This is a genomic window from Cohnella yongneupensis (assembly GCF_042655785.1).
GTDB classification, from domain to species: domain Bacteria; phylum Bacillota; class Bacilli; order Paenibacillales; family Paenibacillaceae; genus Cohnella; species Cohnella yongneupensis.
The window spans coordinates 51,366-74,765 of the sequence record NZ_JBHSNC010000010.1; the positions used below are offsets into that span (position 1 = coordinate 51,366).

Here is a 23,400-nt window from a genome sequence, read left to right on the forward strand (position 1 = left end):
TAAGACTCCTTAGATTTATTCTATGGACCTTGACTGTCTTCTAGATTGAAGCCTAAAACGTATGTGTCGCCATTAATCTCATGAGTTGCTTCGAAACAGTTTTTTTTTAATCATGGAGATTCATCCTGCAACTTCGAATCGGTTAATGTGTGGGTTGAGTTAATTTACCCCGATACTTATCCGGACGGCGGTTCGATACCCCGATAAAGATGCGCAGTGCATATTGTAGGTCAATGATTTAGTTACATCTCAGGTGGAAACGTCGACGGTCGATGTCCATATGTGCCCTGGCTTCCATTCCGATACCCCATCCTGCATATTCGGATTCCACCTTGTCGACCAGTGCAGACTGTCCGTAGATCAAAGCCAAATTATCTGTTAAACCATATAAAGTGATGCCCTTGATGCCCTTGATGCCCTTGATGCCCTTGATGCCCTTGATGCCCTTGATGCCCTTGATGCCCTTGATGCCCTTGATGCCCTTGATGCCCTACCCTTGAAGTCAACTCCTCTATTGTGCTAAAGGTAAATACCGATTCCTTTCATATGCCAATAACCATTCGACTTAGCTTCATGAAAGTGCATACCATTTTCTTTCAACGTGCGTCTGAAAAGTTCCATGAATTTTGTCGCATTGATAGACTTAACATGTGCATATCCGTTTTCATTCGCCCACTTATCAAAGTCCTCTTTAAATCGGGAACGCAGAGTAACCTCACCATCAGACTGATAAACTTGATCCTCAATATACTCAGCGACTGGATTCAGTTCATTTTTATACCTCGCCAAAGCTTGATCACATACCTTGCTTCTGGTTAGATTGAAGTCATTCTGAACTAGTCTAGCCAACCCCTCCAAAGCGAAAACTAAAATACCTGGTAACTCCATAAGGAGTCTTTTAGTCAAACCCTTATCCATATAACTTATACCTTCAACAGGTGTCTCACCTGCTTTCAACTCACGATACGTCTTATTGAACGGAAGGATTAACAGGCGACGGAAGAAACCGTTCGATAAATCATCAGTCACCATCATGCTGTTCAACAGAATGATGGACTTCACAACTAAATTGGTGTTAAACGACGACAAATACTTCTGCTCTACGTTTACTGCATCACCACTAGTAAGCATCTTGAAGTTCTGTGTATTAAATTTTTGAGACAGTTCATTTTCTGCGCTAATATTAACCAACTTTCCTGGAAGATTTTGGAGTCCGAAACGTCCGTTCAAAGCGTTTAGAGAAACGTTTGAAACATTTTCTACCCCAATCAGGTTTCTAATAATCTCCGCTAAAACACTCTTGCCGTTCGAACCAGTGCCGAGACAAATAAGAGAAGCTTGAATTTTAACCTCGTTTAAAAAGCAATACCCCATCCACTCCTGAACAAGCTTTACACGCTCTTCATCTCCATCGAAAATATCATAGATAAATTCAATGAATTCTGGACACTCAGCCCTAGAGTAATAGTCAATTGGGATCTGGAAGGTAGATAAGAACTTCGGATCGTGGCTTACAAGTTCTCTAGAATACAGCCCCAACATCCCTGATCTTAAATTGAGATACTTTGGTTCGGAATTCATGCGTTCAACATACGGAATCTCTCTCTTCAAAGCCTCAATGTATTCTGTTTCGTATTTCTTCTTCCAGATATTTGACTTAGCATCATGAAGAACATCACGACAAATTGTTCTTAAGAGTCGATCACTCATTTCAATGTAATAACCACTGTTCGTATACGCGAAGATTTGTCCATTCTCTAGTTGAACCAAGCACAACCGTCTTAACACAAAAGAAGCAAAGATATTCGAGTTGATTTCGACTTTGCCCCTCATTACGGAGATGCCTCTGTTTTTCATTTTGACTTCCTGAATATCTCTTTGAATAGAACTAGCCGGGCTTTCAAATCCACCATAAGGAACTTCACCAGAATATCCACCCTGCACTAACGAGTGATAACTAATTGGAGAACAAATACCGTTGTCAATGTAGAATGCTTTTTCTAGAACAGGTACTAAGCTCTTCGTTGAGTTGTCCTTAGCAAGAACTTTTAACAACTCATCGAAATAACCTTTACCGTCATCGCCCAAAGGCATCAGATTGGAAACAAGCCCTTCAACTAACGGCTCATTCAACTTGTCTGTGTTATTCATAGCCCACTGAAAGAATGGATCATGAGATATTCCATAGCTCACGCTCTCTTCAATGACTGGAGCGAAATAAATGTTCTTAACACGAATAGCTAAATTCATACTTATCTTCATCTGTTCAAACGAATAAGGAGCAACTACCTCCGCATTGGCTGTAGATACTGCAGCTTCCGCTTGTTTGTTTTGAACTGTCATGATTATGCCCTCCTATGGCTTTTTTGGTTGTCTACTTACACTCGTAGACCTGTACTTCTGGCAGTTTCTTTTCCAACTCCAACCGATCAATGTTCAACATCGAATACGGTCGAGATCTCTGGAGAGGAAATTGGCTTTGTTCAGTTTTCAAAGAGCAAGTTGTCTATACCACTAGATCTGCTGCCTCTTGATGCTTTTTCTCCAACTCCGTCCGATGATGTTCAACTCCGTATGCGTCAAGACCAACTCATGATGGAGATTTTCTTTATGCCCCCGAATAGAGACAAGACCGTATTAGCTATACCAACACCACCTTTAAGTTTTTAATTTGGAGGGCTTAACCCACCAGATGGAACAGGTATATAAGCCATTTCAGCAAAATTATCTTGAAATCGAGTTCATCTCGAGATGTGTTGAAATCTATCCGGCTCCTTGACGGTTCATATAGCGTCTCGCTGATGCAAATCCTGATGACGAAAATCCCGTTTGTATGAGTGGGATGTCAACTCGAGTGGGACGTGTTTACTTGAATGGACTGGGGAGAATCAAATGCGCTCGGACGGGCGGGATTGGCTCAGGTTTGGAGGGAATAGAAAAACTCAACCCTTAGATACGAGTTGAGTTGAGATGGGATTATTATTGAGGTTGGACTTTAGTTGGTTTTTGGTCATTCCTCTACTAGTAATTTTGTTTAGGATCACCGACTAACTGTTAAAAATGAACGAGCTTCGGAATCAGCTTTCTGATACTCAAATAGATAGTGAAAAAGAGGCGCCCTTGGTGCCCTTGGTGCCCTTGGTGCCCTTGGTGCCCTTGGTGCCCTTGGTGCCCTTGGTGCCCTTGGTGCCCTTGGTGCCCTTGGTGCCCTTGGTGCCCTTGGTGCCCTTGGTGCCCTTGGTGCCCTTGAAATTGACATCACTATTGTGTTCGTCAATTGAAATAATCATGACATAAAAGAAGCTGGCGTTTTTGAAGCCAGCTTCACTACCCCATCAAGCAAAATAGTCCTTGGATAGCTCAGTATACTTGTGAAAAATCGCAGATACCTCAGGGTGTGGCGTGAAAGATGAAATGTCTAACGAGCCGAATACCTCTTTGATCTCATAGATACACGCCTCAACAGGCGAGTTTCGAGCCTGAAAGAATTCTTCAACCTCAGTGAACATCTGCTTGATAAGCTCAAGCACTGTATCAGGGAACTGCCAAGGCTGCACCTGATAGAAGCCTTCATTCGGATCGATTTCAGGAACAACTGGAGCCGCCCATGGGTGTTGATTATAAAGATGCATTTCGGATAGTTTAGGCACAGCAAAACCCTCCCAAGAAAAGTTGGTATGTATTCTACCTTGAAATTCACGATTGTGGAAGCTTGTCGAAACACAAATAGAGAAGGCTCCCGATTAAGGAAGTGCATGCGCTCGCTCATTAACGCTGTCGCACTTGAACCATTATCCTTAATAACTTTTACAGCTAAATTGAGATTTCTTGATAATTGACATCTACTTACTGTATTGCGGTGGCTGGGTGGGATGAAGCCGAAAAAGCCACATTACCCCCAGAACAAGTTTCAAGAACTCAGAAGTGGGCTTAGAAAATGCGGGATACGAATCGACCAGATCATGATATAATTCGCAGTCAGAATGGAAGTTCAGAAAATCCTGTGCTTGTCACCGCAGTACATCCTCAACTTCGAGGATTACACCTTTTTCGGAAAATACTTTCTCACCTGCGGTAAACATTTGTTGCGTGTTTCGAAACGCATTTCATTTGAGATATGGTTCCGGACCGTTTTCTCGCTGATAAACAACTGCTGCGCAATGTCGCGTGTCGTCTTGTCGTGTAGATACTCATTTAACCAAAGAATCATAAAAAAACAAAAGTCCTTAAAGTATCGACTTGGATACCTTAAGGACTTCATTTTACCGGAACTTATATATGATTTCAGCTATTTCTTTGCTGAACTGTTGCCAGTCAGGTTTTACTGGTTGTTTCTCATTGGTTGGAAATATAATTCCGATCGGTCCGTGAGGACCTTCCAACGTCACCGCGACTTGTTTCTCGATATCAGGGAAGGGAGTGGCTTTAGTCTTGATGGTTCTACGTGACAGCTTACGATTCCTCATGTCATCACCCATCAATACTGTATGTGCAGTAACTTGTACATGATTACCTTGAACCGCTATCCCCTCCCTTTTCAACCGCGATATCCAATGCCAACGCCAGCTTATAAAACGCCTTCCAGCGGATCTTGGTATATGTGCCCTCGCTGATCGGAGGCTGAAACTTCTGGGTGTACACGTTGTAATCAGTGATATACTCAGCGTCTTCGCACATGTACCTTTCCTGAAGGAGGAATCGCTCCATTGGTGGGAGCCGACGTACAGCTGCCTCGATCTTATCTCGAAACTTTTTCCTTGCAGTTGGAACATCCACATTGTGAATGGAAATGCTCGCCGTCTGATCACTGGTCACATTCGTCGGCCCGTGAAATCGTTCGGTGTAACCAGCCGTCAGGCTTGCCTCTCGCTCTTCAAAGGTGAGGTATCTATAGAGCCGGTATTTCTCAAGAGCAGCTTCAACGGCCGATTGCGTCTGCTTCCGATCGAGTTCCGGTAATTCGAATGTAATCTGCTGCACCGGCCATCACCTCGACTTTTGTTCTGCAATTTTGTCCGCTATTGATTAGAGGATGACCGGAAGGGTATCAGGTTGGGCTTCCGCCGCGGCCTGTTCGATCGTGACTTGGTTCTTGTCGTCCACCTGAATCGTTCCGTCAGGATCGATCGTCCCGGTGATTCCCTCATGTGGAGGCACTGCTGGTTGCTCAGCTCCCGCGGCTACTTCTTCGATCGTGAGCTGGTTCGTCTCGCGTAAGCCGCTGAGGAGCCGCTTGATGTCCTGCATTATCGGTCCATGTCGCTTAACAACATCCGCATACCCCTCAAAGTCATGCGGTGAAGTCGTGAGTAATGGGCGACCGTCTGCAGCCGTCTTAACATCGCTATGCCGGTCTGTAGCCACATCGAGCGAATACATCAGATGATCTAGCAGATATACCCGTTGAGGCTTGGATAAGCTTAACCATACGTCCGAGTTGAGGTAGATAATTGCATCCCTTTTCATCGAACGCCGGAACGCATCGTTAAGGATCTGAACTTTACCGAGCACCGGTTTGCCCTTCGACTTCCAGCCGCCATGCTTCATGAGAATGAGGAATGCGGTATCTCCGAGGTCAGAGTGATGATTCTCGATCACGCTATCAAGCAATTCATAGACTTCTTCTTTCGCTTCGCTGTGGAACTTCTCCACTTTGTTGCCCTTTCTTCTTGCCATTGATCATTGCTCCTCACTATTTAATTTTGGTTCGAAGTTGCTTTTCAGTTCATCAGCTGCGGCAATCAGCCGTTTAACCGACTTGGCGACGTTTGGATCGATACTCGAGGTCAAAGCTGTTCGCAGGTCATCTTCCCAATGACTCCAATGATTTACTCGTATCTGGTGCTCAGTGAGCACTTTGAGAACCCGGTCGAGAAGCTTAGAGTCATCCACCTGTGATTCGACTTTCTTTAAGGCATTGTCTAACTTGATCCGTAGCAAGATGTTATCGTCAAGGAGCTTAGACCCTATTGATTTGCCGAGGTTACGTCGTTCTTCTTTGTCTGCGAGATAAGCTTCGAAGTATTCCCGTTTGCTGCTGAAGAATGGATTCCGATCCGACTCAATGCGCGACATGAGGATGTATTGGTAAAGGTCAGTGGAGATCTCGATGATCCGATGCTTCGCTGGTCGCTTGTTAACCAGTGCTCCCGAGTCCGGGTAGTACCAAATGACTCCGACTTCTTCAGGCAGTTCCTCCGGCTGAATCAAGCCCTTGGGGCAAACGAATGCGAACCGGTTGCAGTAGGCCATATACCCCGGCCACTTATTGTCCTGGAGGAAGTCCGATCGGCTAACCTTTACCTCGTATCCGTAGAGACATGGGTTAGCCCAACTCTTCTTCATCGCGAATGCGTCAAACTTCAGCAGTTCTTTGTTGTCCCATGTGCGGCCGGTCTTCACTTCCGTTAGGAACAGGTCTTCAGTGTGCTTCTTGGCTAAGGCGAGTTTGATATGCTCGGCACGGACGCTCATAATGTCTTCCGGAGTTCGTCTCGCTCCGCCTTTACCTGTTCTAGCTCCAGCAGCGCCGCGGCATAGTGGTTGACAACCGTTTGCACCGGCTCAATCGTCTCTGTTAAATTAGATTGGGTCATGGGATACCTCCTTCGCTTTATCTTCGAACTGTTAATTATTGCTTCCTGGAAGTCGCCCAGTGAAATGTCACTGTCAGATGCGACAAATTCATAGCATCGATTTTGTTCAACAGATCATCATTTCCTACTTCCGACCTTACCAACTCACGTTCCGTTCCATCGTCCGCCACCAACATAGCGACCAGCTTGCTTCCGTCATGATTTTCATAAACCTCGATTTTCATTTTCTTCACTCTTTCGCATAATTTGTTACGCTTGCTCGGGCAAGTTTATCTTTGCGTAATGAGTTACCCAATCTATCAAGCTGTTGTTAATCATCCAACTGTATTTGCCAGTACCAGGAACACTTGCGTGCTGGGCGATCAGTGTACGATGTCCATTGGTCACCAAGTGGTTTGTATGACTTTCAATCTCTCTGCTTGTTGGATCGTACTTTTTCCATTCAATGACTGATTTTCGAGTGGCGTCTTCTTGCTGTCCGAAATATTCGATCACCTCATTGATATCATCCGTGATCAAGTCAGCAAATCCGTACATAACATCAAATTCTCCGTTTGGAAAATCCTCTTGGTAGATAACGAGGTGTTTTCCTTGTCCTTTTGCATAGCCAGCTTCCAGGTGTGCTGACTTTCCAGCAGGCAAGATCAAAAGCGTTGCATCCGCCCAATCCAGCCATTTCTTGTCTTCCTGGAATGCCCTATTAACTGGCGGGAAATTGAAGATGGTGATTGCGTTATGCTCTGATAGATTCGCCGGAAGTTGATCGAAACTGAATACAAAACGTCCAGCCGATGTATCACAGAAAGCATCCACCTCGTTACCGTCCGCTTCCAAGAGGTTTTTCACACCCTTTACCAACTCAGCGTTTTTCCATGATGATGCGAGATAAATTTTCATTGTTTTATCATCCCTTCTTATTGCGTATTTTGGGTCATGCTCGCAATCTTCGTACTGCGCAGCAGGTTAGTCTCTAAACCATTTGATGTTTGGCGACAAGAGTTCTACCCTTAAACCGTCCTCATAATCGTCGTAATCGAAGTCGTCGCCCCAGTGTGGAGGTGCTTTGAACTTGTCGATTCCATCAGGTTCAATCCATAATTCATTATCTTGTGTGATTCGTGTTATCTTGGCGGGTTGCCCTTCGTACCAAATCTTTTTCCCTATCGCCTGTTCTTTCCAAGTTCTTTCGTTAAGGTTAAGAGGGCACTCTTCCATCAGGCTGACAAGTAGGTGCTGCGCCTTTGCCAATCCGTAGTCCATATAACGGGCGGGTATGTGGTAGAACCGCTTGCCGTTTCGCGTAATCCAACATTGACCGTTAGCTTCAACGGAAGTTTCATCCCACTTTGATTTGATATAATTGTTCCGGTCAAACGTTATTCCCCATGTTGGAGCATCACCATTAAATTCGATCAGATTCTCGTGTGTCGGCGCTTCCCCAGCAGGGCAAGCCCATAAGCAATTTTCGCCCATTTTGCCGCCGATGGTATGAATAAATCCTTCTACACGATAAATGTCATAAGGTTCCCCGTTGATCTCTAAATCCCATCCGTAAGGCTTCCGCAAATGCGACAAATCCGTATTCTCATCAATCAATTTAATATCTGCCATCTCGTATTTCCTCCTCAGTTTTGTTTCACAGTTTGGGTCAACTACGCAATTACGCTTTACCTCCAGTAAGGAGTTCGGGGTTAATCTTTCGGTTCATAACATCGATTTTTCCATCCCACTTTTCTTTCGGAAATCTACCATGCCATTTTCCAGGAGTTGTTAAGATATCTGCTTCATGCTTCTCCCCGTTCGCAAATTCATCCGGCGTACACTCGGAACACAGTGCTGTGCCAAGTTCGAATCCTTTCATTTGGACAATGTTCTTCGCCCAAAAGTGACCCAGCGCCGTATTATCAACACATTCGCAGTTATCGCAGACAAAGAGTCCCATCTACTGTTCCCCTCCATCCGTAATGCCTGGTATGGTGATCTCGTATTCGATTTCACGTAGTTTGTCATTGCATTTCGTTATTTGAATGAAGGGTACTAGCATCTCTGCATTACATGCCGCGATAAAACGCTTTGTATGATTTTCACCGCTCACTGAACCCAAACGGCGGATAAAATCGGCTTGCTTTCTTGATTGGTTAAGAACACCTTTTTTATGAACCGCCTCCTGCAGTCTTTCTGCTTCTCCTTGGTTGGATGGGATGTCGAACTGTCCATTCTTTATGTTGTAGAACAGCAGAATGATTTTTTCGTGTTCATAATGGCAACCGATGATCTCATCAATTTCATCTATCACCGACTGTTTACTGATCGTATCGCTCATTCAGATGCCTCCCGTGGAATGATTTCTATTCCGGAATCGCCTTTAATGATCCAATCTCCGGGGTTTGCGAAAATCTCTTTGCCATTATTCAACCGAATTGCTAACCGATGCCCCGGGGTTCTGCCGAGCGATTTTGCATTCATGCCTTTTAATCCTCCGAATTCATCCAATACATTTTTCAGAAGCATGGAGTATGGATGCCATTGGAATGGTCTTTTATCGCTCATTTGGACTTCTACTTCGTCGAAATGACCGGACTCGATTTTAGAAATAAGTCCTTGGATGTAGATGACTCGACCGTAATTATGAACTAACCGATTAAGTTCTAATTCTCGATTGAGCTCAGCTAGCAACAACTGCTTATTAATCGTATCGCTCATGGGTTAACCTCCTTGTTTATCGCTTCCCAGCCTTCGCGATCCTCGGTTCGTAATTCCCCGAAACTGATTTCATCGCCGGTCGTCATGTTCCGTTCCCAATACGTTTGACATGTATCGCACCAATATGTCGTTTCGATTTTCCCGCCGTCGGCAGTAGTTACGGCATGCATACTTGTTCCTGCGGGGTATTTGATAGCACATCCGAAGCAAGCATGTTCTTTTCGTGTGATCACTACTTTATTTCTGAGTGTATCGCTCATATCCGTTTATCCTCCTTATGGGGTGATGGGGGTTAAATCCTCTTATACGGCTGCCGGACTACGTCCTAGGTTATTCGGTCGGGTCGATGGCGCGTTGCGCTAACTTACTACAAGCAGGACACAACACACCTGCCGCTCGTTTGAAGTGATAAGATCCACATTTGCGACAATTGGCCATGTAATTTCGCTTAATCCTCATTTTGTTGCCTCATCAATCGCATTAACTGCTTCTTCTACAGTGTTGTATCGAGTGATTTCAGGATTGAATGCTGGATCATTGATCCGGTAACCGAACACCTTCTCGATCTTATCGTCCGTCGCCGTCTCCATATAGAACTTCGAGAGCCAATACTTGCATTCAAGCAAGGCGCCGCCGATCCCGCCGTCTAGCCCCTTCTCACGTGTTTCCTCAATGGCATCCTCGTGGACGTACATGTACTCGATCAAGTCCTTCTGCCGGGCGATTTGCAGGAAGAAGGAAACACAGTCGGCGTATTCTTCGAGAAGCGGATTGTACGGCACTTGATCGATGTACTGCTCACCATCATCGTTCGTGACAAGCTGTTCGCGGAACCTGGTAGTGCGAGGCTCCCGGTCGTTGCTCCAGTGTTTGAAGCCGCGCCATTCGTTCGCGAGCTCGGCGATCTCTACCTGAAGCGCGAGCACCGTGTTCGGCAGTAGGTCGACACCTTCGAGGTTCTTCTCCTTGATGATCCGAGCGTCGAGGGATTTCTGCATTTCGTAGAGCTGTTCTAGCGTGGTTGACATAGTCGTTCCTCCTAGAACGGTAATTGATCTATATCCTCAAGTTCCAATACATGCCATACTAAGTGTCCGATTTTGACCGTTCCAATTGCTCGACGAATGCTAAGGTGATCTGGGATATTCAACTCCCATCCAGTCCCAACGCACATAACCGGAATCTTCTCGGTCTGATTATCTGGACAATTGATTAGGCCGTAGACCATGACATTCCCATGTTGTTCGATTACGGAGGTAATCTCTGATCCAACTGGCATCTCGATGTGTTGGACTTCATTGATTGGTAAAACGCGGAATTTATGAATGACTGGCAATGGGCAACCCTCCTTAATTCGTAATCATTTCAAGATCGAATAGCGTCGGCATATCGACTTCCGATTCCGCAGCCTTCAGGTACCCAACACCATCGCGGAAGTAATCCGCGTTTAGCTCAATGCCGTAGCCTCGGCGCCCCATCTTGACAGCCTGCATCGGTACCGTCATCAGTCCGCCGAATGGATCTAGAACGACGTCGCCCGGGTTACTGTAGCGGTTGATAATCCGCTCGACAATATCTAGCTGGAGAGGGCAGACGTGCATTTGCTGTTGGCGCTGGCTCTGAGTTGTGTTAAGCGTCCGCATGCGGTTAATGTCGTCCCATACATCGTCATTCCACGAGCCCGGTGCGACAACCATAAATGTCGCAGGGAGCTTCCCGTCTGTATCGAGCCGCTTAGCGAGCGCCACATGATCCTCGTAGCTGTAAACCGATTCCCGCGAGAATTGACGAAATACACGCTGCAGGTCTTTCACTGGTACCGCCCCAAGTTCATCCTTGGTCATGAGTCGGTTACCACTGGATCGCCAGTATCCATGAGCATCGATCTGCCATTGAGCCCGGGTGTAATCCTCTTTCGTCTTGGACACAGGCTCGTCGGCATATGCGCGGCTCGTATCGCTCGGCAGCTTCCGGAAGAGCAGGATGTATTCGGGGCAACCGACCCCCATCTTCGTCCCATCTTTGCATTGCTCAGTCCAGCCGAGGCGATACGTTTGGTTATTCTCGCGAACGACGTCAGTGACCACAGTGATCATCCCAAAATATTGAAAGCCGTGCCGCATGTAGTGGTCGATGCAAATCGAGTGGAACGGTTCGATCGTAGGCATTCCGGTACCTGTTGCGTTTCCGAACAATACGCGATCTTTCACGTGGATCGCCGCCACACGGCCGGGCTTCAGGATCCGGAGGAGCTGCGGCGTCAAGTGGTCCATCTGCTCGAAGAACCTTGCCGTATCCTCGTTGTGACCGAAGTCGTTGTAACTCGGCGTGTACTCATAATGATTGGAGAACGGGATCGATGTATGAATTAGGTCGATGCTGTTGTCCACCATGCTGGCCGTCTCCAACACACAATCGTTATTGACTGCGGTATAGAGCTCCGTTTCGATTTTCACTCTCTCAACTCCGATCGATCTGGCCAGCTTATCAATGACCGATGTCCCAGATAAGCCGTATCGCTTGATGACCTCGATCATCTTGCCGACCAGGTACTCGTGCTGCCGCCACTTTTCGAGCAAGGTGTTCAGGATCTCCTGTTCGCTCTCCATATAGATGATGTCAATGATCACCTGCTCAGGCTGAAGGAAGCGGTAGATCCGGTGAATAGCTTGGATGAAGTCGTTGAATTGGTAGTCGATGCCGATGAATATAGCTCGATGGCAATGACGCTGAAAGTTGCAGCCGCTACCGCTCAGCTCTTTCTTTGTGGCGAAGTATTTGATACGGCCATCCGAGAATTCCCGTACACGCTGCTCCCTAATGTCGAGATCCTGACTCCCGTAAATGTCTACGACTCCCGGTATCACCATCTTGATTGCATGTCGTTCATCCTCGAGATCATGCCAGAGGATGAAATGCGCTTCCGGATCAGACTCGATGATCTCCTTCGCCTTTGCAACTCGAGCCTCGATACTCTCTCGTTTTTCACGGGACGCTTCCTTCAACCCTGTAGCAGCTTCTCGGATGAGGAGTAGTTGACCATCACGTTCGGCGCCGGCTTCGCTGTGATCAACCTGTAACTCATGGTACCGGACATCAAGCGGTGGCAAATCGTAACCGGTATCGTCGTAACCGAGATCAGATGGCTTAGTTATGAATAGCGCCCACGTAGATACCCAGAGCCAGAACTCATCTTCTTTATGCGGATACAGCGTCAGGTTGTTCGCCTTCGTACTATCCCGCTGGAAGAACCTCGTCAACGCCTGTCCGGTGTCCATGATCTCGAGATAGCCGGCGTAATGGATCAGCTCCTTGAACTTGTTCGGGGAAGGTGTAGCCGTGCAAACGAGCTTATATGGAACGCCCTCAAACTTATCGAGGAACGTCTGATAGGTCTTGCTGCCGAAGCTCCGGAGGACGGAAGCTTCGTCGAGTGAGGTAGCTGTGAAGAAGATCGGATCAATATCGCCATCGCGGACACGTTCATAGTTGGTTAGGAATATCTTGACTCCCTTCTGAACCTGCCCCTTAACCTCTGCCATGCTCCGCACATATTGAGGTTCGTCAATTCCAAGCAGCTCCACCGCGTCACGAACGAATTCTTGCTTAACTCCGAGCGGAAGGACAATCAGCGCCCACCCACCCTTGTTCTCTGTCACAATGCGGCAGTATTCAAGCTGCTGGAGCGTCTTACCGAGCCCGAAGGATGCGAATATTGCTCTCCGGCCGCCGCGGACCGCCCAGACTACCGCATCTCGTTGATGAGGCTTTAAGATTGGATTAACATTTTCGGGTGAGATGATGAAACCAGACTCTTCGGCGATAACGATCTTGGATTTCAAAAATTCAAAGTATGATTCCGCTATCAATGAAGCACCGCCTCTGCGAGCTCGTCTATGATCGGCGCCACCCAAACCTCATTCCAGCTCAGTGAGAACGATTCACCAACCTCCGCCTGCGCAGCCGCCAAAAGGATCTCGTTGCCCATCGCCTGCGCTGATGGAGGCGGCACAGCATTCCCGATGTACTCCCGCGCCTTCGCGTCCGAACAGCCTTCCAGTTGGAATGGACGACCGTCAGGAAGATGTGTCGGGAACCCCTGCAGCATAGCAAGTTCGTAGGTCGTGAGCGGTCTATGGACCGTGCCGTCCTCCGAAATGATTGTCCAGACACCGCGGTCCTTATCCTCCGGGAATGGCCGAGGATCAGCTACAGCGAATGCGCCCGAATGGATGTCTCCTGAGCCGGTGACCGTCTTCCCAACATCGTCCCACGCTTGTACACCGTAGGATCCGGAGCGCGGCGAGCATCCGAGACGGACATCCGCAACCAACTGGGCACCGCTCTGTACGTCCGTGACTCCCGTCACCGTTGCCGCAGGCTCTTCCATAGATTGCATCCGATACTTATCGGTGTAACGCTTAGGTAGATCGGAGAGGCGAGGATCGCTTATGCTCGACGCGGACTGCATAATTCGCGAGGCTGAGCGAATTGATTTACTCGTTTTGTCCCAATCTTGAACGCCGTAGCTGTCGGGGTGGAGTTTGGTGTTAACCCGCGGGTCGGCGACAACGTGACCGCCATTACTGGGGCCACCACCGCTCGCTACGGTGCCACCTACTTCATCCCACTCACTGACCTTGTAAGCGTGATTGAACTTCGCTTTGTCACCAAGGCGCGCATCCGAGACCGCCAGAGCCCCACTACCGAAACGTGTACCGGTTATGCATGGCGCTGTCTCCTCCGATCGCACGACGCGATATACTCCCGGATGCCTCCCCTCCCGCTCGTTAAGCCGTGGGTCTGACACGCATATCGCGCCATTGTTCGGTCGATGAGCTCCGGTTACCGTAGGGCCCGGCTCATCATGCCGGCTTACACGATAGATCGCTTGATGCGTACCATCACCGAAACCAAATCGCGGATCAGATACGGCCGTCGCTCCATTGCTTCTACCTGGTCCAGCCGCACCAGTTACCGTCCGCGATGGATCGTTCCAATCCTCAACCGCATAAGCGCCACCGCGCGGCTCGTGTACAATGCGGTACTCCTCGAACGGAATCTCTTGCAGGTCCCGCCAGTCGCCTCCCGCTTTGATCAGAGCCAGCCGAATCCACGTCTTCCATTGAAGCTGCGGCAACTTATGTTGTGGTCCGCCGTCTTCCGTATTACCCGGGAGCGGCAATGGGCCGATTACGTCGCCGATCGTCCGGAGCTTCTTTCGTGCAGGGTAGTTCATGAAAATCGGCGCCTGAGATTCTTGCCGCGCCATGATCAAAAACCGCATCCGGTTCTGGCCGAGCGAACCGATCTCCCCGAGGTTGTGATCACCGCGCATGTTGATCGCATAGCCGTACTTCGTGAGCACCTTCTTGATCTGCGCCAGAAGACTCTTTCCTCGAGACTGAATGCGCGGGACGTTCTCGAGCTGAATGAATGCCGGGACGCTGCCGCCATATTCTAAGCAGGCTCGCAATACAAGATCGATTCCGCGCGTGGTCAATTGATTGAGCGCCTGGTATTTCTGCGACTTCGCCGACTTCTCAGGCAGCAACCCGCTCAGCCCTTTGCATGGCGGTGACGTGAAGAGGAAGTACGGAACCTGATAATCCATCGCAACCCACATATCCCATGGCGTCATCTCTCGCCAGTCTGCCGGAGGCTCATGGCCGTGCCAGTCGATATACTGCTGTCTGGTGAAGAGGTCCATCACGACGGCCGTCTTCTCTCCAGTGATCTCATCATGGTACCGGGATACGTCCGGATCGCTATCGATCGAGCAAAGTTGCTTGAGCTTGTACACCTTGCCGCCGAACTCGATCATCGAGCGGTTATATCCAAGAGAGGCGCCGCCGAGTCCGCCGAACAGGACCGCATATGTCTTATAAGAGCAGTTGTCTAGCGGGAATGCCGGTTCACCCATTCGGCTTAATCCCCCACTCCTTAAGCCTCTTGTTTAATGTGGTGGGGCCGATTCCAAGCCCCACTGCGATCGTCCGTTTGTCGAGCCCCTTCTCGCGAAGTCGTAGATATTCTTCCTTCGTGAATTCGTTCTTCTTCTTAGGTTGGTTCGGGGTCGGATCGTATTGGTGATGAGGCGTTTTGACCATTGGCTCCGGCTGATAAACTCGATCCGGTTTGCCCAGGTCTTTGCCCGTATGATACGTTGCCAATTGTTCAGGCGATAACTTCCACTCACTAATGGCGCCTGTCATCGTGCCGCCTCCCCGCGGGGTTGATCAGAGTCGAGAATGGAATGAAGCCAGCTTTCAATTCTCTGTAAATCAGCGATCAGTTCTTTTACATTTGAAGCCGTTGTTTCTTTGATCTTCTGTCTCAAGATGTATCTGAAGGCATGTTGGATGTCCGTTAGATAAGCGATAGTTTTGTACAATTCGTTCCCGTCTTTGTTCGTCCCGCCCGTATATTCCTTGAGAACAAATTGTCTCTCATCACTCTCGAGATATAGGTTTCCTTCGATGTGAACCTTCACCTTCGCACCGCCTTTCTATTAACATGCTTCCTAGCCACACCAGCTGACGAATTCATCAATTGGCGATTAATCCGTTTGATCACCCTTCGATCGATAAACGACCTCGCCAGCCACTTAGGAACGCCGCAAGCTTCCATCTCCCTGCGAAGCTGGAGCACCTTATGCCGCAGCTTCTCGATGTCGTGCTTCACCGAATTGTGCAGGCTCCACCATGTCTGGTTCATCAGGCCGGCGATCAATCGTTTATGCCTATGCTGTAGCTCTCTGGCCGCAGCGTACCTCAGATCGAGCGGGCAATCTTCAAACAATGCGATCTGGACCAACTCGGGCTTGGAAGCGCCAGAGTAGTTCATGATGACTTCGCCTTCTTCTTAGCAGGCACTTTCACTTTCAGCACGGTGTCGATGACCTCTTCTTGGAACTTTGGATAAGATGAGAGAATGAATTCCGGTCTGTGGCTCTGTCGCAACCAGATCGCCTCCGAGATGCGGGCGAGCACGTATGCATCCGTTACGTTGTCGCTACCGCTCTCGAACCCCCAGCGCTTGAGCACCTGCTTTGCGACCTCGATCTTGTCGGATTTGATCGCATCCCCGTTGCCATCCTTGTTCCCGGTAGCACCGGCGAACTTCTTCAGGCTCATTGGCGCGACTTCGTAATATGGGATGTTTCTCGCGAAGAGGTTCGCTCGAATTGCCCAGCCGATATAGAATTGTTGACCGATAAACTGTCCCTTTGAGCCGAACGAGAAGCCTTCAATGCTTACGATATCGCCGTCCTGAATGTGCTCCATCACTTCACGAACCAATGTGATAAGCCGCTCTGGGTCTACCTTACCTTTACCGACGATGTCTCTTCCGAATAGCACCGTGCCCTCCGGGTTCATTGCCAGAATTCCCGTCTTAGTCGATGGGTCAATCCCTATGAATCGGGTCATTTCTTCCTTCGCCTCCTTGGCGGCTTGCGATCCGTTTTCGGCTCGTTATAGCGGTAAACCTCGCCGATCACCCGACGGCCGTCTTTGATCAATTCCTTATTCGTTGTCTGGAAGATGGGATCAATTCGCCGTTTGCTTCCTCGTCCACTCATAAGACTTCGTCCTTTCCGATCCGTCCTTGAGCCTCGTAGATCGGTCGCAGATAGGGGAGCTCTCGGGCGAATGCTCGAATTTTGTAGTGCTGAGCCTCATCGCAAAGCGCGTCATAGATCCGCATCATCTTAGGTAACTCTTCAGGATCAAGAAGCGGATCAGTCATCTTCTTTACTCCGGCGCGTATCCTTGCGAGAATGGCCTGGTACTGCTCTTCCGTTTGAATTTGCCCCGGCATTTTGATGCTTCATCTCCTCGCGCTTAATAGGATCCAGATCCAGAATTCGGCCCGTCTGACGGTTGAAGAACATCTCGATCATTCCGACACCGACGTTCCGCCCCTTAGCGACATTGACTTCGAGGATACCTTTCTTGGCACTTTCTCGATCGTAGTAATCATCGCGATAAAGGAAGATCACGATGTCGGCATCACTCTCGATCGAGCCGGATTCCCGAAGATCAGACATCATTGGCCGCTTGTCCGTTCTCTGCTCAACACCGCGGCCGACTGCGGATATCGCAACAACCGGGCATTTGTTCTTCCGGGCGATCCGTTTCAATCCGCGGGACACTGCGCTAACGTCTTCATGCGTCTTACCAGACCGCTTACCCGGGCTTACAAGCTGAAGGAAGTCAACGTAGACAACCAAGTTCGGATGCTTCTTCTTCATCTGCTTGACCTTACGAGCGATGTCTTGAAGAGTCGTATCGGGGTTGTCGTCAATGTAGATCGGGAGCCTTTCGAGTTCGGTTATCGCATAACTCCAGCGCTCCCAATCACTATCGTCGAATGCCCCATTACGAAGCTTGCCACTGTCGATGTTGCCGATAGCGCATATGAAGCGTTCGGCTATTTTCTTCCCCTGCATCTCGAGCGAGAATATCAATGGAGGACGGCCAGCGCGTGCCGTTTCAAGCATGTCGTTTACTACATAAGCTGTCTTTCCGATTGACGGCCGTGCCGCAACGATCTCGAGATCCTCATCCTGGTGTCCACCTGTTAGTCGATCAAGATTGTGGCTGACTGTCTTGGCGCCAGTTAGCCCTCGCTTGGTTTTGCGCTCCTTGATCTCCTTATCGTGATTGATGAGAACGTCTGACATTTTACGGATCTCGTTATCCTCTTTTGAGTCATTCGACTCGATGAGTTCCTCGACGGCCGCCTGTGCTGCAGATATGAATTCCGATCCCTTCACATTGCCGGAAGCTCCCGCTTGCATGACCTGAGCCATCTTTGTCATTGCCTTGCGGTGAATCGAAGCGTCGCGAACGATCTTTTGATAATGGCTGAAAGAGTCTGGCGAGAGCGTTGGGACGGAAGATGTTAATTGGAGCAAGTAGGTCATGCCGCCGATCCGATTGAGGTTCTTCCCCGATTGCTCAGCCATCGAAACCACTGTAATCGGAATGTCGTTTTCTTCTAAATACCGGAGATACTCCATGATCTTCTGATGTCGATCGTCAATGTTTGCTTCGAAGTCATCTGGCTGCAAGGTGCATTCCCCAAGGAAATCCGGCTCCATGATGATCGATCCGAGAACCATGCACTCTGCCTGAAATACCAAATCCTCCATCTAATCGCTCACCCCTGAATTTAGGAATCGCGGGACAAGATGCGGCGGACAGTCAATCGCCAAGCGATCGGCTTGATCGATTTCCGCCAGTTTCGCGCTCGTCTCGGCAAGCAGCTTGTCCGGATTGTCTTGTTGCTCAATTCGAGCGATATCTGCAATCGTAGGAGGAAACCGAGAACCGAGAACATGTTCCAAACAATTTCGTTGCGCGACTTCGAATGGAACCGCCGAAAGCATTCTCGTCCAAAGCTCCGATTGCTCCTCCGTCCATTTATGGTTCGGGTAAGCCGTCGAAATCAGTGCGATGATCTTCAGCGTCTCCGTAGCCTTCATGCTCCTGCGCCTCCTCCATCTTCCGTCGTAAAAGCTCTTTGTTTTGATCGAAGGTTGATGCCGAACGCCTACCAGTATCCTTCACGGACTGGTTCAGATAGTTCTCGAAGTTTGTCGGGCGGAACAGCGTCGAAGGTCGCAAATACTGCTCCATTGCCGGATCACCAAGCCAATGAGCACATTTGACATCGATGACATGCTTGAAGTCTTCAAACGTCCTACCTTCGGCGAAACGGCCGTTTATAAGTGCTTGGGTCGGTTTTGTTTTGTGGCTGAATCGCTTGCTCGTCTTCGCATTTAGGTAATCGATAATCTCCTTGTGCGGGACATTCGTCATGTCCAAATCTCCTCTCCCTTCATTAGAAGAAGGTTTATCCCATGTATTGAAATACTTGTTGAAACGGAGCACCCTTGTTCGGCTCTTACCGGTACCAACGACCTGAATGATATTGCGCTCGATCAGAACGTCGAGTTCCTTGTCAACATGGTTTCTCTTCTTTCCAAGCGCATCAGCGATAAAGCTTAAGGCCATCGGATGGGCCTTTCGATTAAACCCGTAGGTGTATCGCCACACTTGATCGATAATCCCACGTTGCGTTCCGTTCAACCCGTACCTGCCGATCACTTCCAATATCTCGTGAGCGATCGGCGTGTAACCATTCTCTTTCTGTGGGCCTCTGGACACTCACCTCACCTACTTTTGACCCGCGTTCAACCCTGCAATTTCTTTACCGAGAATGGAGCATGTTGTCCGTATCGCATTTCTCTCGATATAAACTGGATCGTTAGCATCACCAGAAAACTTCCAACCTGCCGGGGTTATAGAATTGAAGTAATCAAGGACTTTTTCTTCCGGTGTTTCCTCGATCGTGTAGCCGTAATAGAGAGCACGGATAACAGTGTCAAGAGAAACATCATGAAGGGCATTCACTTCCCTGCTCCAATCGCATGAACTGCGAGCATGTATGCGCACAACTTCTTCTGCTTTGTCGTGAAAAGGGTTTGAGATTACTTTTTGCAATGCCTCTGCAACTGTTCGAGGAATCGGAACCTTCTTTCCTTCTCGCTCTTCCCGAAGTTCGCGTGTAAGCTGGATGACGTTGTCTTGAAGACGGTCGGCGTTGGCTACGGCAAGTTTCATGTCGGACTCCATCTGCTCGGCATCAATTTCTACTGCTCGATTTAACACTCTAATTTGAGCTTGGCAGTTCAGAAGTTCCTCGTTTAATGCGAGCACATCGATCTCTTCAAGGTGATCAATATGGACCGACCTGTTAGCCAATGGGCCAGCTAGAATGTAGAGCAATTCTCGCCTGTGATCATCCTCAACGCCCAAGATTTCACCACGCTCGACAGTTCGATCTGGGAAACTAAAATCTCTTTTAACCCGCATGTATCTCAAATCGCTTCTCTCCTTTCGTATCGATTCTCGGTCGGGAACGTAACCGCATAATCCGGAACCCATAAAGGCGGCGGGTACTTGCTCAGGAAGCCTAAGCGGTTAACCCACTCGTCGACCGGCTTCTCGGCGTGGAAAGCCTTCAGCAGTTCGAAGCAGCCGATTACATCGTTGAATGCGCGGTGCGCTCCTTCCAGCTTGATTCCGTATCGCTCGCACATCGGCTCGAGCCTATGTGGGAAAGGATGACGTTCGCGGCTGATAGTCATCGTGTCGATGAACGAATTGGTGAACGTCTTGCCGGCCAGCCGCATCATCGTCCAATGAAGAAACTGAAGGTCGAATTCGGCGTTGTGGGCCACAAGTAGGGCGTCTCGCATCAGCACACGCAGAATTTTGAAGGCGAGGTCTTCGTCCATCCCGGACCTCATCAATTCAGGCGTGATTCCGGTGATCTCGGTGATCTTTTCGGGGAGCTCGATCGGCTGATGAATCAGCGTTTGGAATTGGCCGACGATCTCGCCGTTTCGGACCCGGATCGCCGCGAGCTCTATGACCCTATCGTTTTGATGGTCAAGCCCGCTAGTCTCGAAGTCGAAAACGCAAATATCATTTAGGATCATTAGAAAACCTCCAGAGTATAGTGCTTGCCGGGATGTAACCCCTTCGCCCTAAGCGCCCGCTTAACCGTACCTTCGGCGAGCGCTGGCAGGTTGTTGTTGGCGCTCATGTGGGTCAACCAGATGTGCTCGCCCTTCCCAGTCACCAGCTTCGCGAGCGCTTCGGCTGCCGCATCATTGCTCAGGTGACCGTTGTCGGAGAGGATGCGCGACTTGGTTCTTGCGTCGTAATCGCCGTCCTGCAGCATGTCCACGTCATGATTGCATTCGAACACGTAGATGTCGGAATACTGCATGGCTTGGATCATTGCCTCGTCTACGTGGCCGGTATCCATGAGCACGGTCGCCTTCTTGTCCTTCGTCGTGATCGTGTAGCCGAATGGCTCCATTGCGTCGTGATGAACGCCGAAGGCCGAGACGAGCATGTACGATGATCGGAGAGCATCGAATCCGTGGAAGCCCCCGGCTCGCATGATATTGCCTGTATCGAGGCGTCCGATTTCCTTGAGCGTTCCCTCGCTGGCATAGACCGGAATCTTGTACTTGTCAGCGAGGGAGATGCCCATAACGTGGTCTTGATGCTCGTGTGAAATAAAGATTCCGTCGATCTTGGACGGGTCGATATCGCGTTCTAACATGATCTTTTCGATCTTGGACTTCGGCAAGCCCACGTCGATGAGGATACTGACTTCGCCGTTGCTGATCCAGACCGCGTTACCTTTAGAGCCGGAAGCTAAGACCTTGACGATCATCGATCGGTCCTCAGTTTGTCGGCGATCATCATGGCGAAGTTCGCAATGTTCACCAAGCGCCGTCTAACCTCTTGGATCGACTTTTCGGGATTGCACGCAAGTAGAAGGTTTTTTTTCAATCCACTCATCAAGACGGCATCACTTTCGCTCAACCATCCACCCTTGTGATCATGTGCCCGAAGTTGCGATTCCATTAGGCTAGCGAACCAATGAACTTCGCTCCGCATAATCGGATAACTGGTCGGATTGTCGATAATGTTGGAGAAGAAAGCAACTTCACCGTCTAATTGGAAGATTCGGATGCAGTCCCTGCTATCACCATAACGGAGGGCGATCAACGTCAGGTCGTGGTTGCAGTGTGTTTCCCGTCGAGGTTCGTTTGCAAAAACAACTTTGGACTCTTCTAGAAACCTGAGGTGTTCTCTTGTGATGTCCATGATCACAGCCCCGGCAATGTCTCGGCATCTGCGGCCGCTTCGATTTCAAGGTTCATGACCTTGAGCAGAGCCTTATACTCGGCGAGCGTTGGCGATTCACCTTTGACCTTGGCGTTCTTCTTGAGGTAAGCGGCACGGGCTTCTTTGCCGTTGATGCCCAGTTTTTCGAAAGCCGCGGCGACCTCAACTCGAATCGTGGCAATTGCTTCTGCATCTGGGTCAACCGGTTCCGGACTCGGTGCCGGATCATCACCTAACGGCTTAATGCCCTCGTCAGTGGGCGTCGTTCTCGTGCTTGTTGCTTGCGACGGCGAAGGTTTCGTTTGTTGCTGATTGAGGGCATTCGCTTCCGCTGTAATGTCCTTGCGCTCAAATGGCCCGACATCAGCGACGCCTACCTCTTCCTCTTCATTGAACTTGGATCCGAATGCCGCTTTCAGCGCACGCTTGACCATATGTTTCTTGAACATGTCATTGAAGTTGTTCGTCCACATGCGCTTTTGCATACCGATATCCGACTTCTTGTAGTGATCCACCTCATCCACTTCCATGATGACCGTGAAAGGAGCGAGACCATCTTTGTATGCAATTGCGTATCCACCGACCACTCTACCCCGCGGCATCCCCCACTTGTGAACGTCAATTACGGCATAATAGCGGCCGTCATTCGAGCGCTCCTGGTGCATCTCGAATTCGTCCTTCTCGTGAATGAGCTGAACGTCGTATCCGAGATACCCCTCATTCTCTTTCGCTTTCTTAACGTGGTAGTCAATGCCGAACTGGGTCGTAAGCTTGCCTTGATAAACGGTCGGATGGATCTCGCCGAGAACCGGATTCGCATCCGCCGCTTTGGCGATTGCCATGAATAATCTGAACTGCGATTCATTACAGTCTTTCGCGATCGTCTCGTGAATCGTTTTGGCGTCCTGCTCGGTAAGTCCGCCGAACAAGCTAGATTGATATGTTGCGAGTTGCGTTGACATGGATTACTTGCCTCCGATCGGTTCGAGATGTTTGGCGAAGTATTCGCCGTTCTTGCGGATGTGGTGACTGCCCATTGAGCCATGGATGATAATCTCGTTGTCGTCCTCGTAATACGGGACAACCGTTGCGCCTTCGACTAACCCGCCCGTTGGGTCGGATTGCTTCACGCGGTATTGATTAGGCATGCTGCACCTTCCTACCGCGCTTGCGGAGCTTATGCTTATAAGCGGCCGCCTTACTGCGCTGTTTGGCTACAGACGTTTCCGACCGCCACAACCCTTTGCCTTGCTTCGACTTGTAAGAACGGCGAGTGAGGCAGAATCGAACGTAATCGGCGTAGCTCGCCCATATAACCGGAACTCCCAATTCGTTGTGGAATCCGCGCTGTCCGTGCGATATATCATGAATGTTTTTCATTG

At 49.2% G+C, this 23,400-nt stretch carries 33 protein-coding genes and 1 pseudogene; all 34 read right to left on the reverse strand.

The genetic code is table 11. The features are described from left to right. Positions 1-519: 519 nt before the first annotated feature. Positions 520-2,343, reverse strand: a complete 1,824-nt coding sequence (locus ACFPQ4_RS02910; RefSeq protein ID WP_378110236.1) for a DNA primase family protein — start codon at positions 2,341-2,343, stop codon at positions 520-522. 749 nt (positions 2,344-3,092) lie between these two features. Continuing rightward, the gene (locus tag ACFPQ4_RS02915) at positions 3,093-3,290 is read right to left on the reverse strand and encodes a hypothetical protein (protein ID WP_378110237.1); all 198 of its coding nucleotides are present in this window, start codon (positions 3,288-3,290) and stop codon (positions 3,093-3,095) included. Positions 3,291-3,335: 45 nt separating this feature from the next. Further along, positions 3,336-3,650: a hypothetical protein gene (locus tag ACFPQ4_RS02920; RefSeq protein WP_378110238.1), complete on the reverse strand. Its 315-nt coding sequence runs from the start codon at positions 3,648-3,650 to the stop codon at positions 3,336-3,338. A gap of 389 nt (positions 3,651-4,039) precedes the next feature. Then, positions 4,040-4,186 (reverse strand): annotated as a pseudogene (locus ACFPQ4_RS02925) (LuxR C-terminal-related transcriptional regulator); the annotation flags it as partial. Positions 4,187-4,509: 323 nt separating this feature from the next. Beyond that, positions 4,510-4,980: an ArpU family phage packaging/lysis transcriptional regulator gene (locus tag ACFPQ4_RS02930; protein ID WP_378110239.1), complete on the reverse strand. Its 471-nt coding sequence runs from the start codon at positions 4,978-4,980 to the stop codon at positions 4,510-4,512. A gap of 45 nt (positions 4,981-5,025) precedes the next feature. Further along, entirely contained in the window at positions 5,026-5,676 is a 651-nt protein-coding gene (locus ACFPQ4_RS02935) for a putative metallopeptidase (protein WP_378110240.1), read from the reverse strand. Positions 5,677-5,679: 3 nt separating this feature from the next. Beyond that, on the reverse strand, positions 5,680-6,474 hold the full coding sequence (locus tag ACFPQ4_RS02940) for an MmcB family DNA repair protein (protein WP_378110241.1): 795 nt from the start codon (positions 6,472-6,474) through the stop codon (positions 5,680-5,682). Next, the gene (locus ACFPQ4_RS02945) at positions 6,471-6,596 is read right to left on the reverse strand and encodes a hypothetical protein (RefSeq protein ID WP_378110242.1); all 126 of its coding nucleotides are present in this window, start codon (positions 6,594-6,596) and stop codon (positions 6,471-6,473) included. Before ACFPQ4_RS02945 ends, ACFPQ4_RS02940 begins: the two co-directional genes overlap by 4 nt. A gap of 35 nt (positions 6,597-6,631) precedes the next feature. Next, complete coding sequence (locus tag ACFPQ4_RS02950) at positions 6,632-6,820, reverse strand: hypothetical protein (protein WP_378110243.1); 189 nt, start codon at positions 6,818-6,820, stop codon at positions 6,632-6,634. Between the two features lie 25 nt (positions 6,821-6,845). Continuing rightward, entirely contained in the window at positions 6,846-7,493 is a 648-nt protein-coding gene (locus ACFPQ4_RS02955) for a hypothetical protein (protein ID WP_378110245.1), read from the reverse strand. 66 nt (positions 7,494-7,559) lie between these two features. Continuing rightward, positions 7,560-8,207 (reverse strand): hypothetical protein, encoded by a 648-nt coding sequence (locus ACFPQ4_RS02960; protein ID WP_378110246.1) that lies wholly within the window; start codon positions 8,205-8,207, stop codon positions 7,560-7,562. Between the two features lie 49 nt (positions 8,208-8,256). Then, positions 8,257-8,538, reverse strand: a complete 282-nt coding sequence (locus ACFPQ4_RS02965; protein ID WP_378110247.1) for a hypothetical protein — start codon at positions 8,536-8,538, stop codon at positions 8,257-8,259. Next, positions 8,539-8,919 (reverse strand): hypothetical protein, encoded by a 381-nt coding sequence (locus ACFPQ4_RS02970; RefSeq protein ID WP_378110248.1) that lies wholly within the window; start codon positions 8,917-8,919, stop codon positions 8,539-8,541. Continuing rightward, positions 8,916-9,299: a hypothetical protein gene (locus ACFPQ4_RS02975; RefSeq protein ID WP_378110249.1), complete on the reverse strand. Its 384-nt coding sequence runs from the start codon at positions 9,297-9,299 to the stop codon at positions 8,916-8,918. The genes ACFPQ4_RS02970 and ACFPQ4_RS02975 overlap by 4 nt, the downstream gene beginning before the upstream one ends. Continuing rightward, positions 9,296-9,559 carry a hypothetical protein gene (locus ACFPQ4_RS02980; RefSeq protein WP_378110250.1) on the reverse strand — a complete coding sequence of 88 codons (264 nt, stop codon included), beginning with the start codon at positions 9,557-9,559 and terminating at the stop codon, positions 9,296-9,298. Before ACFPQ4_RS02980 ends, ACFPQ4_RS02975 begins: the two co-directional genes overlap by 4 nt. A gap of 195 nt (positions 9,560-9,754) precedes the next feature. Continuing rightward, positions 9,755-10,327 (reverse strand): dUTP diphosphatase, encoded by a 573-nt coding sequence (locus ACFPQ4_RS02985; protein WP_378110251.1) that lies wholly within the window; start codon positions 10,325-10,327, stop codon positions 9,755-9,757. Positions 10,328-10,338: 11 nt separating this feature from the next. Further along, complete coding sequence (locus ACFPQ4_RS02990; RefSeq protein WP_378110252.1) at positions 10,339-10,635, reverse strand: DUF7352 domain-containing protein; 297 nt, start codon at positions 10,633-10,635, stop codon at positions 10,339-10,341. Positions 10,636-10,648: 13 nt separating this feature from the next. Continuing rightward, the gene (locus ACFPQ4_RS02995; protein WP_378110253.1) at positions 10,649-13,168 is read right to left on the reverse strand and encodes a DNA methyltransferase; all 2,520 of its coding nucleotides are present in this window, start codon (positions 13,166-13,168) and stop codon (positions 10,649-10,651) included. Next, on the reverse strand, positions 13,165-15,222 hold the full coding sequence (locus ACFPQ4_RS03000) for a DNA cytosine methyltransferase (protein WP_378110254.1): 2,058 nt from the start codon (positions 15,220-15,222) through the stop codon (positions 13,165-13,167). Before ACFPQ4_RS03000 ends, ACFPQ4_RS02995 begins: the two co-directional genes overlap by 4 nt. Next, positions 15,215-15,514: a hypothetical protein gene (locus ACFPQ4_RS03005; RefSeq protein ID WP_378110256.1), complete on the reverse strand. Its 300-nt coding sequence runs from the start codon at positions 15,512-15,514 to the stop codon at positions 15,215-15,217. The genes ACFPQ4_RS03000 and ACFPQ4_RS03005 overlap by 8 nt, the downstream gene beginning before the upstream one ends. Further along, complete coding sequence (locus ACFPQ4_RS03010; RefSeq protein ID WP_378110258.1) at positions 15,511-15,792, reverse strand: hypothetical protein; 282 nt, start codon at positions 15,790-15,792, stop codon at positions 15,511-15,513. The genes ACFPQ4_RS03005 and ACFPQ4_RS03010 overlap by 4 nt, the downstream gene beginning before the upstream one ends. Further along, a complete protein-coding gene (locus ACFPQ4_RS03015; protein WP_378110259.1) occupies positions 15,789-16,145 on the reverse strand; it encodes a hypothetical protein in 357 nt (118 codons plus the stop codon). The genes ACFPQ4_RS03010 and ACFPQ4_RS03015 overlap by 4 nt, the downstream gene beginning before the upstream one ends. Then, positions 16,142-16,729: a RuvC family protein gene (locus ACFPQ4_RS03020; protein WP_378110260.1), complete on the reverse strand. Its 588-nt coding sequence runs from the start codon at positions 16,727-16,729 to the stop codon at positions 16,142-16,144. Before ACFPQ4_RS03020 ends, ACFPQ4_RS03015 begins: the two co-directional genes overlap by 4 nt. Positions 16,730-16,877: 148 nt before the next feature. Continuing rightward, positions 16,878-17,048: a hypothetical protein gene (locus tag ACFPQ4_RS03025; protein WP_378110261.1), complete on the reverse strand. Its 171-nt coding sequence runs from the start codon at positions 17,046-17,048 to the stop codon at positions 16,878-16,880. After that, positions 17,041-18,456: a replicative DNA helicase gene (locus tag ACFPQ4_RS03030; protein ID WP_378110262.1), complete on the reverse strand. Its 1,416-nt coding sequence runs from the start codon at positions 18,454-18,456 to the stop codon at positions 17,041-17,043. The genes ACFPQ4_RS03025 and ACFPQ4_RS03030 overlap by 8 nt, the downstream gene beginning before the upstream one ends. Further along, positions 18,457-18,789: a replicative helicase loader/inhibitor gene (locus tag ACFPQ4_RS03035; RefSeq protein WP_378110263.1), complete on the reverse strand. Its 333-nt coding sequence runs from the start codon at positions 18,787-18,789 to the stop codon at positions 18,457-18,459. Further along, positions 18,728-19,474 (reverse strand): conserved phage C-terminal domain-containing protein, encoded by a 747-nt coding sequence (locus ACFPQ4_RS03040; protein WP_378110264.1) that lies wholly within the window; start codon positions 19,472-19,474, stop codon positions 18,728-18,730. Before ACFPQ4_RS03040 ends, ACFPQ4_RS03035 begins: the two co-directional genes overlap by 62 nt. A 9-nt stretch (positions 19,475-19,483) precedes the next feature. After that, complete coding sequence (locus tag ACFPQ4_RS03045) at positions 19,484-20,191, reverse strand: hypothetical protein (RefSeq protein WP_378110265.1); 708 nt, start codon at positions 20,189-20,191, stop codon at positions 19,484-19,486. Beyond that, positions 20,188-20,811: a 3'-5' exonuclease gene (locus tag ACFPQ4_RS03050; RefSeq protein WP_378110266.1), complete on the reverse strand. Its 624-nt coding sequence runs from the start codon at positions 20,809-20,811 to the stop codon at positions 20,188-20,190. The genes ACFPQ4_RS03045 and ACFPQ4_RS03050 overlap by 4 nt, the downstream gene beginning before the upstream one ends. After that, entirely contained in the window at positions 20,811-21,560 is a 750-nt protein-coding gene (locus ACFPQ4_RS03055; RefSeq protein ID WP_378110267.1) for an MBL fold metallo-hydrolase, read from the reverse strand. The genes ACFPQ4_RS03050 and ACFPQ4_RS03055 overlap by 1 nt, the downstream gene beginning before the upstream one ends. Further along, positions 21,557-21,997: a hypothetical protein gene (locus tag ACFPQ4_RS03060; RefSeq protein ID WP_378110268.1), complete on the reverse strand. Its 441-nt coding sequence runs from the start codon at positions 21,995-21,997 to the stop codon at positions 21,557-21,559. Before ACFPQ4_RS03060 ends, ACFPQ4_RS03055 begins: the two co-directional genes overlap by 4 nt. 2 nt (positions 21,998-21,999) lie before the next feature. Then, a complete protein-coding gene (locus ACFPQ4_RS03065) occupies positions 22,000-22,980 on the reverse strand; it encodes a recombinase RecT (RefSeq protein ID WP_378110269.1) in 981 nt (326 codons plus the stop codon). A gap of 3 nt (positions 22,981-22,983) precedes the next feature. Continuing rightward, positions 22,984-23,166, reverse strand: a complete 183-nt coding sequence (locus ACFPQ4_RS03070; protein WP_378110270.1) for a hypothetical protein — start codon at positions 23,164-23,166, stop codon at positions 22,984-22,986. After that, positions 23,159-23,398 (reverse strand): hypothetical protein, encoded by a 240-nt coding sequence (locus ACFPQ4_RS03075; RefSeq protein WP_378110271.1) that lies wholly within the window; start codon positions 23,396-23,398, stop codon positions 23,159-23,161. The genes ACFPQ4_RS03070 and ACFPQ4_RS03075 overlap by 8 nt, the downstream gene beginning before the upstream one ends. Positions 23,399-23,400: the final 2 nt, after the last annotated feature.